Source organism: Lutibacter citreus (assembly GCF_003260195.1).
Lineage (GTDB): Bacteria > Bacteroidota > Bacteroidia > Flavobacteriales > Flavobacteriaceae > Lutibacter > Lutibacter citreus.
In genome coordinates, this window is sequence record NZ_QEIH01000002.1 from 365,918 (window position 1) to 380,392 (window position 14,475).

Annotated in this window: 16 protein-coding genes; all 16 read left to right on the forward strand. The window is 28.8% G+C overall.

The window, feature by feature from the left end:
• Positions 1–151 precede the first annotated feature (151 nt).
• The 16 genes from DAD81_RS04590 to DAD81_RS04665 all read left to right on the forward strand — a co-directional run bounded on the left by DAD81_RS04590 (position 152) and on the right by DAD81_RS04665 (position 14,462).
• On the forward strand, positions 152–733 hold the full coding sequence (locus tag DAD81_RS04590) for an NUDIX domain-containing protein (protein WP_111707058.1): 582 nt from the start codon (positions 152–154) through the stop codon (positions 731–733).
• Positions 734–884: 151 nt separating this feature from the next.
• The gene (locus DAD81_RS04595; protein WP_111707059.1) at positions 885–1,400 is read left to right on the forward strand and encodes a GbsR/MarR family transcriptional regulator; all 516 of its coding nucleotides are present in this window, start codon (positions 885–887) and stop codon (positions 1,398–1,400) included.
• Positions 1,401–1,483: 83 nt separating this feature from the next.
• Positions 1,484–2,647, forward strand: a complete 1,164-nt coding sequence (locus DAD81_RS04600; protein ID WP_111707060.1) for an efflux RND transporter periplasmic adaptor subunit — start codon at positions 1,484–1,486, stop codon at positions 2,645–2,647.
• A 30-nt stretch (positions 2,648–2,677) separates the two neighbouring features.
• Positions 2,678–5,827 carry an efflux RND transporter permease subunit gene (locus tag DAD81_RS04605; RefSeq protein ID WP_111707061.1) on the forward strand — a complete coding sequence of 1,050 codons (3,150 nt, stop codon included), beginning with the start codon at positions 2,678–2,680 and terminating at the stop codon, positions 5,825–5,827.
• Positions 5,828–5,833: 6 nt separating this feature from the next.
• Positions 5,834–7,231, forward strand: a complete 1,398-nt coding sequence (locus DAD81_RS04610; protein ID WP_111707062.1) for an efflux transporter outer membrane subunit — start codon at positions 5,834–5,836, stop codon at positions 7,229–7,231.
• A 560-nt stretch (positions 7,232–7,791) separates the two neighbouring features.
• Positions 7,792–8,355, forward strand: coding sequence for a TetR/AcrR family transcriptional regulator (locus DAD81_RS04615; RefSeq protein WP_111707063.1), 564 nt, complete (start codon positions 7,792–7,794; stop codon positions 8,353–8,355).
• A gap of 67 nt (positions 8,356–8,422) precedes the next feature.
• Positions 8,423–8,851, forward strand: a complete 429-nt coding sequence (locus tag DAD81_RS04620; RefSeq protein ID WP_111707064.1) for a hypothetical protein — start codon at positions 8,423–8,425, stop codon at positions 8,849–8,851.
• An 11-nt stretch (positions 8,852–8,862) separates the two neighbouring features.
• On the forward strand, positions 8,863–9,429 hold the full coding sequence (locus DAD81_RS04625; RefSeq protein WP_111707065.1) for a carboxymuconolactone decarboxylase family protein: 567 nt from the start codon (positions 8,863–8,865) through the stop codon (positions 9,427–9,429).
• Positions 9,430–9,492: 63 nt separating this feature from the next.
• The gene (locus DAD81_RS04630; protein WP_111707066.1) at positions 9,493–10,323 is read left to right on the forward strand and encodes a DUF6503 family protein; all 831 of its coding nucleotides are present in this window, start codon (positions 9,493–9,495) and stop codon (positions 10,321–10,323) included.
• A gap of 82 nt (positions 10,324–10,405) precedes the next feature.
• Positions 10,406–10,954, forward strand: coding sequence for a carboxymuconolactone decarboxylase family protein (locus DAD81_RS04635; protein ID WP_111707067.1), 549 nt, complete (start codon positions 10,406–10,408; stop codon positions 10,952–10,954).
• Positions 10,955–11,012: 58 nt separating this feature from the next.
• Entirely contained in the window at positions 11,013–11,399 is a 387-nt protein-coding gene (locus DAD81_RS04640) for a hypothetical protein (protein ID WP_111707068.1), read from the forward strand.
• Positions 11,396–11,809, forward strand: a complete 414-nt coding sequence (locus tag DAD81_RS04645; RefSeq protein ID WP_111707069.1) for a hypothetical protein — start codon at positions 11,396–11,398, stop codon at positions 11,807–11,809. The genes DAD81_RS04640 and DAD81_RS04645 overlap by 4 nt, the downstream gene beginning before the upstream one ends.
• A 99-nt stretch (positions 11,810–11,908) precedes the next feature.
• Complete coding sequence (locus tag DAD81_RS04650; RefSeq protein ID WP_218939665.1) at positions 11,909–12,790, forward strand: haloacid dehalogenase type II; 882 nt, start codon at positions 11,909–11,911, stop codon at positions 12,788–12,790.
• 17 nt (positions 12,791–12,807) lie between these two features.
• Positions 12,808–13,092: an EthD family reductase gene (locus DAD81_RS04655; RefSeq protein WP_111707070.1), complete on the forward strand. Its 285-nt coding sequence runs from the start codon at positions 12,808–12,810 to the stop codon at positions 13,090–13,092.
• A gap of 42 nt (positions 13,093–13,134) precedes the next feature.
• Positions 13,135–13,791 carry a DsbA family oxidoreductase gene (locus tag DAD81_RS04660; protein WP_111707071.1) on the forward strand — a complete coding sequence of 219 codons (657 nt, stop codon included), beginning with the start codon at positions 13,135–13,137 and terminating at the stop codon, positions 13,789–13,791.
• Positions 13,788–14,462 (forward strand): haloacid dehalogenase type II, encoded by a 675-nt coding sequence (locus DAD81_RS04665; RefSeq protein WP_111707072.1) that lies wholly within the window; start codon positions 13,788–13,790, stop codon positions 14,460–14,462. The genes DAD81_RS04660 and DAD81_RS04665 overlap by 4 nt, the downstream gene beginning before the upstream one ends.
• Positions 14,463–14,475 lie beyond the last annotated feature (13 nt).

A 14,475-nucleotide genomic window follows, 5' to 3' on the forward strand; every position in this document is an offset into this window, starting at 1 on the left:
TTTATAATTAAGAGAATAGTTAAAGACGAAGTTATTAAGATAAATGAGTCTATTTTATGGTTTTTTTAAACTTAAAATAATATTATTTAAGGAATAGAAAATGTACTTTTGGTAAACTTTTTACCAACCAATTAAAGTATTTTAATTTTTTATGAAGAATCCTAAAGTAAAAATTAATAGTATTAAAAACCTTTCTCATGATTGGTACAAACTAGATAAAGTAGATTTTGATTACCAAACCAAAGATGGAAATTGGCAAAATCAAAGTCGCGAAGTTTATGATAGAGGAGATGGAGCTTGTATTTTGTTATATAATCCTTCAGAAAAAAAAGTAATTCTTACCAAACAATTTAGAATGCCATCTTATTTAAACGAAAATGAAGATGGAATGATGATTGAAGTTTGTGCAGGTTTATTAGATAAAGACGATCCAATTACTTGTATTAAAAAAGAAGCTGAAGAAGAAGTAGGGTATAAAATTTCTGAACCTAAAAAAGTATTTGAAATATATTCAACACCAGGAGCTGTTACTGAAAAAGTTCATTATTTTATTGCTGAATATTCAAGTGATATGAAAATTAGTGAAGGTGGTGGTTTAGAAGAAGAAACTGAAGAAATTGAAGTATTAGAAATGGATTTTATTAAAGCAATTGAAATGGTTTCAACGGGTGAAATTTGTGATGCTAAAACAGTTATTTTACTACAATATGCACAAATTAATAATTTATTATAATAATTTTAAGTTAACTAAAATAAGTTAAAATATTAAAAATCAATAATATAATATTTTTTGAATGTTAAAAAACGTTAATTATTTCTAAAATTAGTTCTTTTAGTTCGGTAATTACCGAACTAATCATATATTTGCATAAAATATATTACAAATGAATAAGGAATTTGAACAAAAAAGAAAGGAGTTAATTGAGAAGTTGGGAGTGTTTTTAGAAGAACATGATCAATTTGCACCATTAGCTGCACGTATTCTTGCTACTACCATTTTATATGGTAAAAGAGGAGTTACTTTTGATCAATTAGTTTCTAATTTATGTGCAAGTAAAAGTACTATTTCTACACATTTAACTAATCTTCAAAGTCAAAAGGAAATTAGTTATTTTACAAAACCAGGTGATAGAAAAAAATATTTTAAAGTAAATAAAAATAGACTTCTTAATAAAATTGATGACACAATTGCAATGTGGAATAGACAAAAGGATATACATAAAGAAGTACGTGATTATAAAAATGCTTTTAATAATTTAGAAGATACTTGTAAAGATTCTCTGTTTGACTGCCATTTTCATGATGAATATATTGTCTTTTTTGATCAAGCTCAAGCTGCTATTTCAGTGTTAAGAGAAAAAATATTATCAAAAATAGAAATAGAAAACAAAAATAATTAAGCCTAGTCTTAAATATTAAGACATAAATCAATCTCATTAACTAAGCGATTGCTTAGTTATATTAACTAAAAACAACTAAAATTATGAATACTAAAAAACAATTTATAGTAAAATTATTAATCTTAAGTATAGCCATTGTAATGGTTTCTTGTGGTAATGAAGAAATAAAAGCTCCACAGCACCAATTAATGTCTTTCAATGTAAATTCTGCCGAAAAAAATGACGTAGTAGTTTACAATGAGTATGCTGCAAATATAGAAGGAGAGCAAAATATTGAAATTAGAGCAAAAGTAGATGGTTTTGTAGATGAAATTTACATAGATGAAGGGAGTGAAGTTAAAAAAGGACAAATCTTATTTAAATTAAGTGCAGAAACTTTAAAACAACAAGCAAACGCTGCAAAAGCTAATATAGCCGTGGCAAAAGCACAAGTTGCAACTGCTCAGGTAGATGTAAATAAAATTAAACCATTGGTTGAAAAAAATATTATTAGTTCAGTTCAATTATTAACTGCCCAAAGTAATTTAAATGCAGCAAAGGCTCAATTAAATGCAGCAATAGCAAGTTATATGAACACTAAAGAAAATTTAGATTACACAATTATTAAAAGTCCTGTTGATGGTATTGTTGGAAGTATTCCATATAGAGTTGGAAGTCTTGTTGGGCGTTCTGAAGCTAAACCACTTACTACAGTTTCAAACATTAGTAATGTTTATGCTTATTTTACTTTAAACGAAAAACAATTACTTCAATTTAACAGACAATTAAATGGAAATAGTATTGAAGCTAAAATTAAAGAATTACCAGCTGTAGAATTAATTCTTTCTGATGGTACTACTTATGAACATAAAGGTAAAATTGAAACTATTAATGGAATGGTAAATCCAAGAACTGGTAGTATTAGTTACAGAGCTATTTTTCCTAATCCTTCAAATTTATTAAGAAGTGGAACTAGTGGAAAAGTAAAATTTCCTTCAAATGAAACTGAAGCTATTTTGGTTCCTCAAAAAGCAACCTATGAATTACAAGGAAAGAAATTTGTTTATTTAGTGAATAAAGAAAATAAAGTTGAATCTAGAGAAGTGACTGTAAATCAATCTATAAACAATGATTTTATTGTGAAAAATGGATTGATTGAAGGTGAAACTTTTGTTGTAGAAGGATTAATAAAATTAAAAGATGGAATGCAAATTAACCCAGTAAGTGAAAAACTATCACAAAGTGGAGTAGCATATTCTAAAAAATAATTAAAAGCAAAATAAAGAACACAAATTATCATGTTTAAAACATTTATAGAACGGCCAGTACTTTCTACCGTTATATCCATCCTTATTGTAATTTTGGGAGTCATTGGGCTTACAACATTACCAAGAGAGCAGTTTCCTGAAATTGCACCTCCAACCGTTCAAATAAGCGCTTCTTATCCAGGAGCAAATGCGGAAACCTTACTAAAAAGTGTAGTTGTACCAATTGAAGAAGCTGTAAATGGAGTTGAAAATATGACATATATGTCATCAACATCCAGTAACGATGGTACAGCAACAATTAGTGTATATTTTGAACTTGGAACCAATGCAGATATTGCTGCAGTAAACGTTCAAAACAAAGTTGCAACTATAACAAGTAAGTTACCACAACAAGTTATACAATCTGGTGTTACTACAAAAAAGGTACAAAACAGTGTTTTGATGTTCTTTTCACTATTATCTGAGAATGAGGATTTTGATGCAACATTTGTTGAGAATTACGCTCATATAAACTTAATTCCAATGATTAAAAGGATTAATGGAGTTGGTGATGCAACGGTTTTTGGAGCACGTGATTATTCTATGAGAATTTGGCTGAAGCCAGAAAAAATGGCAGCTTACGGTTTAACTCCACAAGATGTTGTAAGTGCTTTAAATGATCAGAATTTAGAAGCATCTCCTGGTAAATTTGGAGAGAATTCAAAACAATCTTTTGAATATGTAATACGTTACAAAGGTAAATTATCTACACAAAAAGAATATGAAAATATTATTATTCGTTCGGAAGGAAATAGTGATTTTTTAAGATTAAAAGATGTAGCAAAAATAGAACTTGGAGCATTTAGTTATGCAACTAAAAATATTACAAATGGTCATCCTTCTGCTGCAGTTGCAATTTATCAAACATCAGGATCAAATGCACAGGTAATTATACAAGAAATAGAAAAAACACTTGAAGCAGCAAAAAAAGATTTTCCTAAAGGAATTGATTATGTAATACCTTTTAATACAAACGATTTTTTAATAGCATCTATAGATAAAGTAGTTACAACCTTAATTGAAGCATTTTTATTAGTGTTTTTAGTGGTTTTCTTATTCTTACAAGATTTTAGATCAACTTTAATTCCGGCATTGGCAGTTCCTGTTGCAATTATTGGTACGTTATTTTTCTTAAACCTTTTTGGTTTTTCAATTAATATGCTAACTTTATTTGCATTGGTATTGGCTATTGGTATTGTGGTAGATGATGCTATTGTGGTTGTAGAAGCCGTGCACGCAAAATTAGATGATGGAGAAAAAAATGCTAAAAAAGCAACTATTTCTGCAATGAGTGAAATTACAGGTGCAATTATTTCAATTACATTGGTAATGTCTGCAGTATTTATTCCTGTTTCATTTTTAACCGGACCAACAGGTGCTTTTTATCAGCAATTTGCTATAACATTGGCTATTGCAATTGTAATTTCAGCTGTAAATGCTCTTACATTAAGTCCTGCTTTAAGTGCGTTATTGTTAAAACCTCACAACCCAAGTGAAGCACACAAAAAAGGAATTACAAGTCGTTTTTATACTGCTTTTAACACTGGTTTCGATTCAGTTACAAATAGGTATACAAATTCAGTGAAATTTTTGCTTCGTAAAAAATGGTTAACAGGTTTAATACTTGTAGTATTTATTGCTTTGGCAGGATACTTTTTTAATTCAACAAAAACAGGGTTTATACCTAATGAAGATCAAGGAATAATTTTTGCCGATATTACGTTACCTCCAGGAAGTACACTAGAAAGAACAAGTGAAGTTGCGGAAAAAGTTGAAGCTATTATTAATGAACTTGATGTTGTTAAAGAAAAGATGTTTATTGTTGGTTTTAGTATGTTAAACCGTACTAAAGGAGGTTCAAAAGCTTTTGCTGTAATTAAATTAAAAGATTGGAAAGAACGTAAAGAAGATCATCAAAAAGTTCAGGCAATTGTTGGACAGCTATTTCAAAAAACAGCAGGAATAAAGGAAGCCAGAATCTTATTTTTTACACCACCAACAGTTAGAGGGTTTGGTAATTCAGATGGTTTTGAAATGCAATTACAGGATAGATCAAATGGTGAGTTTAATGATTTAATGGAGAAAAGTAATACGTTTCTTGGTGCGTTAAATAAAAGACCTGAAATTAAATATGCAATTACATCTTTCAACACAGGTTTTCCACAATATGAAATGGAAGTAAATGTTGAAAAAGTAAAAGAAGCAGGTATATCTGTAACTAGTTTATTCTCTACGTTACAAGGATATTATGGTAGTTGGTATGCAGCAGATTTTAACCGTTTTGGTAAACAATATCGTGTTATGATTCAGGCAGCTCCAGAAGATAGAGAAACTGAAGAATCTATGAATAATGTGTTTATTAAAAATGCAGCAAATGAATTGGTTTCTGTTAGTCAGTTTGTAAGTTTAAAAAAAGTAAATGGTCCAGATGTTGTAAATAGATTTAACCTATTTAACGCTGCAACTATTAACGGAAATGTAAATCCAGGTTATAGTACAGGTGACGCTATTAAAGCTATTGAAGAAGTGGCCGCTGAAACTTTACCATCAAATTATGGATATGAATTTTCAGGAATGACTAGAGAAGAACAAAATTCTGGAAGCCAATCAATAATAGTATTTGCTTTAAGTTTAATTTTTGTGTACTTCTTGTTAGCTGCACAATATGAAAGTTATATTTTACCATTTTCTATATTATTATCACTTCCAATAGGAATATTTGGAGCCATCTTTTTTGTAAATATGGTTGGTTTAGAAAACAATATTTATTTTCAAGTAGCCTTAATTATGTTAATTGGTTTATTAGCTAAAAATGCCATTTTAATTGTAGAATTTGCGCTGCAACGTAGAAGACAAGGAATGGATTTAATTGAAGCAGCTACCGAAGGTGCAAAAGCACGTTTACGTCCAATATTAATGACATCATTTGCTTTTATTTTAGGTTTATTACCATTAATGTTTGCAGGTGGAGCAGGAGCAGTTGGTAACAGATCAATTGGAACAGGTGCAGTTGGAGGAATGTTAATAGGTACTGTATTTGGAGTATTTGTAATACCTGCATTCTTCGTTATTTTCCAAATAATTCAAGAAAAAATTACGGGAGCACCAAAACCGTTGAATGAAGATAATTCTGAAAATTAATTAAAAATGAAAACACAAAAAATATATAAAATACTTTTATTAGTAAGCTTACCGATGCTTTTATCGTCGTGTTTTGCAGCTAAAGAGTATCAAAGACCACAAGAAGTAATATCTTCTGAAGGATTTAGAACTGATGCAATTTCAGTAGATAGTTTATCTATGGCTTCTGTTTCTTGGAAAGAAATATTTACAGATAAAATTCTTCAAAAATATATAAATGAAGGCTTAGAAAATAACATTGATAATAGAGTAGCGCTGCAACAAATAATTGCAGCACAAGCTTACTTTAAACAAGGTAAAGCAGGTTATTTACCTACTTTAAATGGAAGTGGACAATATGGTAATTATGAGTTTTCTGAAAATGGATCAAGTGCTGCTCTTCCAAATTTTGATCAATACAATTTAGGACTTAATTTATCATGGGAAGCAGATATTTGGGGTAAAATAAGAAGTAATAAAAGAGCTTTTGAAGCTAAATATTTACAATCTGTTGCCGCACACCAGGCTATAAAAACAACCTTGGTTTCTCAAATTGCAACGGTATATTATAGATTACTTTCACTTGATGAACAAATTAGAATTACAAAAGAAACCATTATAGCCAGAACCAAAGGTTTAGAAACTACAAAAGCTTTAAAAGAAGCTGGAGATGTAACCGAAGTTGGTGTAAAACAAACAGAAGCGCAACTTTATACGGCACAAGCTATTTTAGTTGATTTAAATGAAGAAATGCGTTTGTTAGAAAATACAATGGCTATTTTATTGGCAAAACCTTCAACAAAAATAGAACGAGGAACTTTTGAAACTCAAAATATTTCTGTGCCATTAACAACAGGTGTTCCTAGTCAATTACTAAGTAATAGACCAGATGTTATTGCAGCAGAATCTAATTTTATAAATGCTTTTGAATTAACAAATGTTGCAAAAAGTAATTTTTACCCATCTGTTACATTAAGTGCTTCAGGAGGAATTGAAAGTTTAGAGTTTGATAATTTTTTCGATTCAAATTCATTATTTTCTTCTTTAATTGGAGGTTTAACACAACCAATATTTAATGGTCGAAAAATTAAAACTAAATATGAAGTAGCGAAAGCGCAGCAAGAAGAAGCATTACTCCGTTTTAAAGAATCTTTATTACTTGCAAGTAAAGAAGTTTCAGATGCTATGTATAGTTATAAAGCTGCTTCAGAAAAAATAACAATTAAAGAGAATGAATTTAATGCATATAACACAGCAAGTGATTATTCTAGAGAGTTATTAAATAATGGAATGGCAAATTATTTAGAAGTTTTAAATGCTGAAGAAAATGCGTTAAACTCTAAATTAGGATTAATAAATGCAGAATACAGTAAATTAAAAGCTACCGTAGAGCTATATAAGGCTTTAGGTGGTGGATGGAGATAGTTTTTTTTAGATTGATTTAACTATTGAAAAGGCAAGGAATTAATTTTTCTTGCCTTTTTTACTTGTATGGGGTTTTATTACTTATTTTTATAAATACTCTTATAAGAGAAGTAGTTTTAGATGACAAAGCATATGCCAATTAACAAGTTTGTTTTTATGTTATACTGTTTATACTTCTTTAAATTTATTAAAAAATATTAATAAATAATTAAGAATCTACCATATGCACTTATTTTACTCTATTATTTATATGTACTGGGTAAATTCATATAAATTTAATTGAGACTACCTAAGATTTAAGTGGAGGTATAATTTTATTCTCACCTGATTTTCTTATAAATTTAAAAGGGAAGTTGATTATAGCTCAATATGGAAAATATTTTAGAGGTTATTTACCTTTTAATAAAATATTTTATTTTGTGATAAATAATATAAAACAACTGTAAATCAATAGTATATAATTAATATTGGGGTGTTTTATACAAATAACTAAGCGATAGCTTAGAAAAAAGTTGTTTATATCTAAACAATTGCTTAGTTTTGTAGTGTAATTAGAAATAATGGCAAGAAAAAAACAATATAACGAAGAAGAAGTAATTGAAAAAGCAATGTATTTGTTTTGGAAAAATGGTTACGAAAATACATCAGTTCGTATGTTGGAAAAGGAAATGGGTATAAATCAATTTTCAATATATGCTAGTTTTGGAAGCAAACAAGGTGTATTTCTTGAAAGTATAAAAAGTTATAATAGAAAAACAAAAGAGATGTTTGAAAAATTAAAAAATTCAAACAAAGGTGTGGAAGATATAAAAGAGTTCTTTTATGAATCTGTTGGGATTTCAGGATTTAGAGGTACTCAAAAAGGTTGTTTTGTAACAAATACATATAATGAATTTGCTGAAAGTGAAGATAAAATGATCAAAGAGCAAATAGTAAGTTTTATGGATAAATTGAAGGAAGTATTCATTGAAAAACTAAAAATGGATCCTACTAAAGATGAAGAAACAGTACTTAAACAAGCTAACTATTTATTATTAGCAAAACACGGTTTGGCCGCAGCAAGTAGAGTAAATGATAGAAAAGAAATTGAAGATTACATTGAAATGATATTTAAAAGTATATAGCTTTTTTTTTGAATTTAAACTAAGCGATAGCTTAGAAATAATAACCTAAACAACAAGAATTTACATTATGAAGAAAATATTATTAATCACTAACTTATTAATGGGAGTGGTTTTATCAAGATTTGCCATTTCAAAATTAGCTGGATGGGAAATATCAGTAAATGCTTTTATAGAAATGGCTAAACCTTTAAGTATAGATCCTACCTTTTTTAGAGTATTTACAGGAATAATTATTTCGACTGTAGTAATTGGTTATTTATCAACAGCTATTTATAGTTTATTCAAGAATAAGGCCAACCTAAAAATTCCTTTTACAAATTGGGCAATTTTAGCCAACCTTTTTGGCTTACTAACAATGATAGGTGCACTTTTGGCCGAGTTTTCACTAAGAGTACAACCTAAATGGTTATTGGTTTATATAGCTATAGGAGTTATACTATTTTCGGCAATAAACATCTTTATTTTAAACAAACAAAAACAAATACAAAATCATTAAAAATTAAAATTATGAGCACATTTAAAATACACAATTTAGAAACAGCACCAGAAGCAAGTAAAGTATTATTAGAACAATCTTTAAAATCAAACGGAATGATACCGGGATTACACGGTGTTTTAGCTGAATCTCCAGAATTATTTGAGGCTTACCAAACGCTTCATAAATTGTTTACACAATCGTCATTCAATGCAGAAGAATTAACAGTGGTTTGGCAAAGTATTAATGTAGAGCACGAATGTCATTATTGTGTACCTGCACATACAGGAATAGCACATATGATGAAAGTAGATGCTGCATTAACTGAAGCATTAAGAAACAGTGAACCAATGCCAACTGAAAAATTACAAGCTTTACAAGATACTACGTTAGAAATTGTAAGAGAACGCGGTCATCTTTCAGAATCACAAAAAGAAAAATTCTTTGCAGCAGGTTATGGAAACCGTCAATTATTAGAAATTGTTTTAGGATTATCTCAAAAAGTAATTAGTAATTACACAAATCACTTGGCAGAAACTCCTGTAGATAAAGCTTTTGAAAAATTTGCTTGGGAGAAAAAGATTAAGGTTGCTGAATAAAAATTTAATATTAACCATTATCTCTCTCCAAATTTAAGAAGGATAATTATAAATAAAGAGAACATGTATTTTTCAAGATTAATTATTGTAGTAATATTCAGTGCGTTTTTGGTTGCCTGTGTAAATAAAAAAGAAAAGACTAAAGAAACTTCTAAAGAAGTAGAGGTTAAAAAGCCAGAATTTAAAAATAAAGGACACGAATTAGTCTATAAAATGACTCAAGAAACGGGAAGCTATCAAGATTTATTGAATTTGAAAGATATTGTTTTTAATTATACGTACCGAACACCTGATAAAAAAGAAGATGTTTCTATTGAGTCATACATTTTTAATGGTGAATTGTCTCACGGTACATACTTAAAACACGAAAGAACCTTACCAAGTTTAACTGGGAAAATGGAGCAAGGATATAATGGAAAAAACTTTTGGTTAAAAATAGATGGAAAAGAAATAACAGATAATGCAGCTATCGCAAGTGTATCCTTTACCCGTAAAACTAATTTTTATTGGTTTGCTATGATGCAAAAATTATTAGATCCAGGCATTAATTACCAATATTTAGGAGAGAAAAGTATAAATGAAAAAATGTACGAAGTAGTGAAAATCACTTTTACATCTGCTAATGACGAACCTAGTGATACATATCAACTATACATAAATCCAAACACTCATCTAGTAGAACAATTTCTATTTACTGTAGTTTCAAAAAATGTTACTGATCCTATATTAATGCGTGTTGAATATGAAAAAATTAATGGTGTTTTATTAACTACTTATAGAAAATATACAAAGTCTAATTGGGAAGCAACTGTAATTAATGATACTTGGGTAGAAGAAATAACTAAAGACATTAAGTTTAATCAAGGTTTAGATAAAAGTTTGTTTAGCAACTAAATAGAATTCAATAAAAACTATTAAAATTAAAAATACAACTTAAAACTAAGCGAAAGCTTAGAATAATATTAATAAAATAATTATGAGCAATTTTAAAATTCACAATTTAGAAACAGCACCAAAAGAAAGTGTGCCATTTATAGAACAATCATTAAAAAGTTATGGAATGATTCCAAACTTAACAGCAACATTAGCAGAAGCTCCTGGAATTGTTGAAGCATACGGAGTATTACATAATTTATTTGCAAACTCATCATTTAATGCTGAAGAATTAACAGTAGTGTGGCAAACAATTAATGTAGAACACGAGTGTCATTATTGTGTACCTGCACATACAGGAATTGCCCATAGTATGAAAGTAGATGCTGCATTAACTGAAGCTTTAAGAAACAGTGAACCAATGCCAACTGAAAAATTACAAGCATTACAAGATACTACCTTAGAAATTGTAAGAGAACGTGGTCATCTTTCAGAAGCTCAAAAAGAAAAATTCTTTGCAGAAGGTTATGGAAACCGTCAGTTATTAGAAATTATTTTAGGGTTATCTCAAAAAGTAATTAGTAACTATACAAATCATTTAGCAGAAACTCCTGTAGATAAAGCTTTTGAAAAGTTTGCTTGGAAAAAGTAATAAATTCATTATCAGCATAAAATTAATTTTTATGCTGATAATTAAAGATAAATAAATTATGCAAAACATTAAATATCAAATTATTAATATTATTACAATACTAATAATGACCTTTTTTGCAATTCCTAAATTATTAGGAAAACCGCAAAGTGTTGCAGGTTTTAAGCAATTTGAAAATGCAATTCATTTAAATGCAGATTTTTTTCGAATATTTACAGGTATTTCAGAATTGGGTTTAGCCATTCTTGTATTAGTTTTCGCTTTTAATAAGAATATAACTATTGGAAAATTAGCTTTTTCGTTTTTGTTAATAACTATGATAACTGCCTTAGGTTTAGAATTTTTTGCTAGACCAGAACCTAAATTAATATTGGTAATTATAGCTGTTGTATTGGCGCTATTTGCTATTTATAGATTAAGAACTTTTAACCAAAATGTAAAATGAAAAAATCAGTAAAAATAATAACAGGAATTTTAGGATTTATAATGCTAATACCTGGATTGGCAAAATTTACAGAACCATTTAAAACATTTATCTATAAGCATCTTACTATTATTGGATTTCCATTACCAGATTTAATGCAATATGTAGTAAAGTTTAGTGAAATTGGTGTTGGAGTTTTATTAATTTATATTGCTTTTAAAGGAGGTAAATTAAACCCATCAATAAGAAATAAACTGTTTTATTTAGGAAATTTAACCGTTGCAATTATGATGGTTGTTGCTGTTTATACACACGTACATCCAAATGTTCCTGCTGAAATATTACCAATGGAGTTTAAACCACCATATATGCCAATAGGATATTTAATTTTGGTAGCAGTAAATGTTTATTTGTATACAAAACGGAACTAAAAAAGTTTAAAAAAAATTAAAAGAAAAAAGAGAAAGAATCAATCTTATAAAGGCATTCTTTTTCAAAAACATATATAAATGAATACTTAAAAAAATACTATGTTATCATTAATTGGTATTACAAATAAAAATAAAATGACAATAAATTATAGTTTCAAAAGCAATCCCCAATCTATGGTAAAAACATACTTGCATATATTAATGTTTTTAACTTTTTTAATCACCATTTCATCAAGTTTAAATGCGCAGGAAATGAAACATGATAGCGATAAAATGGAGGCTTTACCTAAACCAAAAGTAATTATTTTTGATGTAAATGAAACGCTACTTGATATGGCTCCTTTAAAAACATCGGTTGGTAAAGCGCTTAATGGAAGAGAAGATTTATTGCCTTTGTGGTTTTCAACAATGTTACATTATTCATTGGTTGAAACTTTAACAGAAAACTATCATAGTTTTGGTGAAATAGGAACTGCAGCTTTAATGATGGTTGCTGAAACACAAGGCATTGAAATTAGTTATGATGATGCAAAAAAATCTATTGTAACTCCTTTAAGATCTCTTCCTGCACATGCTGATGTAGTTGAAGGTTTAAAAAAACTAAGTAAAGGAGGTTTTGGAATTGTAAGTTTAACTAATTCTTCTCCAATAGGAGTTGCAACTCAGTTTAAAAATGCAGGTTTAACGGAATATTTTGACAATAGTTATACGGTTGAAGCAATACAAAAATACAAACCACATTTAGATACTTACAGAATGGTTTTAAACGATTTAGGTATTAAACCAAATGAAGTTTTAATGGTAGCTGCACACGCTTGGGATTTGGCTGGAGCTAAAAAAGCAGGATTACAAACAGCATTTATTCAACGTCCAGGGAAAGTATTATATCCAAATGTTGAAAAACCAGATTATATAGTAAAAGATCTAAATGAGTTGGTGAAAATGTTTGATCAAAAGGGGTATTTTAAATCGGATTATTAAAAATAAACAATATTAAAATGATAAAATTATCAGTAATGTATCCAAATGGTTCAGATACCAAATTTGATACAGATTATTATAAAAACAAACATTTACCAATGGTTGCAAGACTTTTAGGAAATGCAGCAAAAAAAATTGAATTTGAAATTGGTTTGGGAAGCGCAGTTCCAGGAGAGCCAGCTCCGTTTATAGGAATAACACATATTACTTTTGAATCTCTTAAAACATTTCAAGATTCATTTGGTGCTAATTATACCAATGTTTTACCTGTAATACAAATTAGTGAAATAGTTTTAGGTTAATCTACAGTTGTTTTAATTTTGAATAACTAAAAAAAAGTATTTATGAGTGATAAAATTAGAATAGATGTAATTTCAGATGTTGTTTGCCCATGGTGTATTATTGGGTATAAACGATTGGAAAAAGCTATTGATGAAATGGGAATTCAAGATAAAATTGAGCTTGAATGGCAACCGTTTGAATTAAATCCTGATATGCCTGCAGAAGGCGAAAATATAATAGAACATATTTCAAGAAAATATGGATCTAGTTTAGAAGATCAAGAAAAATCACAAGCATATATGACTGAAATGGGAGCTGAATTAGGCTTTCAGTTTAATTATAATAATGAAATGAATGTGGTAAATACTTTGGATGCTCATATTCTTTTAGATTACGCAAAAGAACAAGGCAAACAAACCGCGTTAAATTTAAGTTTAGTAAAAGCATTTTTTACTGATGGAAAAGATATTTCAAAAAAAGAAATTCTTACTGAAGCATTAAAAAGAGTGGATTTAAATGTTGAGGAAGCAATGTTGAGATTAGATGATTTAGAAACACGTGAACGTGTTAAAAATAAAGAAAGATTTTGGACTAGCAGAGGAGTTTCATCTGTGCCAACTGTTGTTTTTAATAGTACTAGCGCGTTAAACGGAGCACAGCCTGTTAATGTTTACAAACAAGTTTTAACAGAGCTTTTAAATAAAAAACAAATATTATGAAATACACACTAGCATTTGATGTTTACGGAACCTTAATTAACACTTCTGGAGTTTTTAATTCCTTAGAAAAAATGATTGGAGACAAAGCCAAATTAGTAATGGATACTTGGCGAAATAAGCAATTAGAGTATTCATTTAGAAGAGGTTTAATGAATAAATTTGTCGATTTTTCCGTGTGTACAAAAAATGCATTAGAGTTTAGTTGTCAAACATTTAAAGTGAATTTATCTGATGCTCAAAAAGAAGCATTAATGAATGAATATAAAGTATTACCGGCTTTTGCAGATGTAAAAGAAGGACTTCAAACGTTGAAAAATGAAGGTTATAAATTATATGCTTTTTCTAACGGAAGTGCCAATGCGGTTTCTAACTTGCTAATAAATGCAGAAATTATAGGTTTGTTTGATGGTGTTGTAAGTGTTGAGGAGGTAAAAGTATTTAAACCAAGTCCGTTGGTTTATGAACATTTCAATAAAAAAACAGGCTCAACAAAGGAAACTTCTTGGTTAATATCAAGTAACCCTTTTGATGTTGTTGGAGCAACTTCTTTCGGAATGAGAACAGCTTGGGTAAAACGTTCTTCGGAATCAATTTTTGATTCTTGGGGTATTGAACCAACTGAAATAATTAGTGGATTAACTGAATTGTCTTCAAAATTAGAGAATTATTAAAACCATTGAATCT

What these genes read in the sequence shown, in the direction of transcription:
- DAD81_RS04590 (WP_111707058.1), top strand. Translation starts at nt 152, where the DNA reads ATGAAGAATCCTAAAGTAAAAATTAATAGTATTAAAAACCTTTCTCAT.
- DAD81_RS04595 (WP_111707059.1), top strand. Translation starts at nt 885, where the DNA reads ATGAATAAGGAATTTGAACAAAAAAGAAAGGAGTTAATTGAGAAGTTG.
- DAD81_RS04600 (WP_111707060.1), top strand. Translation starts at nt 1,484, where the DNA reads ATGAATACTAAAAAACAATTTATAGTAAAATTATTAATCTTAAGTATA.
- DAD81_RS04605 (WP_111707061.1), top strand. Translation starts at nt 2,678, where the DNA reads ATGTTTAAAACATTTATAGAACGGCCAGTACTTTCTACCGTTATATCC.
- DAD81_RS04610 (WP_111707062.1), top strand. Translation starts at nt 5,834, where the DNA reads ATGAAAACACAAAAAATATATAAAATACTTTTATTAGTAAGCTTACCG.
- DAD81_RS04615 (WP_111707063.1), top strand. Translation starts at nt 7,792, where the DNA reads ATGGCAAGAAAAAAACAATATAACGAAGAAGAAGTAATTGAAAAAGCA.
- DAD81_RS04620 (WP_111707064.1), top strand. Translation starts at nt 8,423, where the DNA reads ATGAAGAAAATATTATTAATCACTAACTTATTAATGGGAGTGGTTTTA.
- DAD81_RS04625 (WP_111707065.1), top strand. Translation starts at nt 8,863, where the DNA reads ATGAGCACATTTAAAATACACAATTTAGAAACAGCACCAGAAGCAAGT.
- DAD81_RS04630 (WP_111707066.1), top strand. Translation starts at nt 9,493, where the DNA reads ATGTATTTTTCAAGATTAATTATTGTAGTAATATTCAGTGCGTTTTTG.
- DAD81_RS04635 (WP_111707067.1), top strand. Translation starts at nt 10,406, where the DNA reads ATGAGCAATTTTAAAATTCACAATTTAGAAACAGCACCAAAAGAAAGT.
- DAD81_RS04640 (WP_111707068.1), top strand. Translation starts at nt 11,013, where the DNA reads ATGCAAAACATTAAATATCAAATTATTAATATTATTACAATACTAATA.
- DAD81_RS04645 (WP_111707069.1), top strand. Translation starts at nt 11,396, where the DNA reads ATGAAAAAATCAGTAAAAATAATAACAGGAATTTTAGGATTTATAATG.
- DAD81_RS04650 (WP_218939665.1), top strand. Translation starts at nt 11,909, where the DNA reads ATGTTATCATTAATTGGTATTACAAATAAAAATAAAATGACAATAAAT.
- DAD81_RS04655 (WP_111707070.1), top strand. Translation starts at nt 12,808, where the DNA reads ATGATAAAATTATCAGTAATGTATCCAAATGGTTCAGATACCAAATTT.
- DAD81_RS04660 (WP_111707071.1), top strand. Translation starts at nt 13,135, where the DNA reads ATGAGTGATAAAATTAGAATAGATGTAATTTCAGATGTTGTTTGCCCA.
- DAD81_RS04665 (WP_111707072.1), top strand. Translation starts at nt 13,788, where the DNA reads ATGAAATACACACTAGCATTTGATGTTTACGGAACCTTAATTAACACT.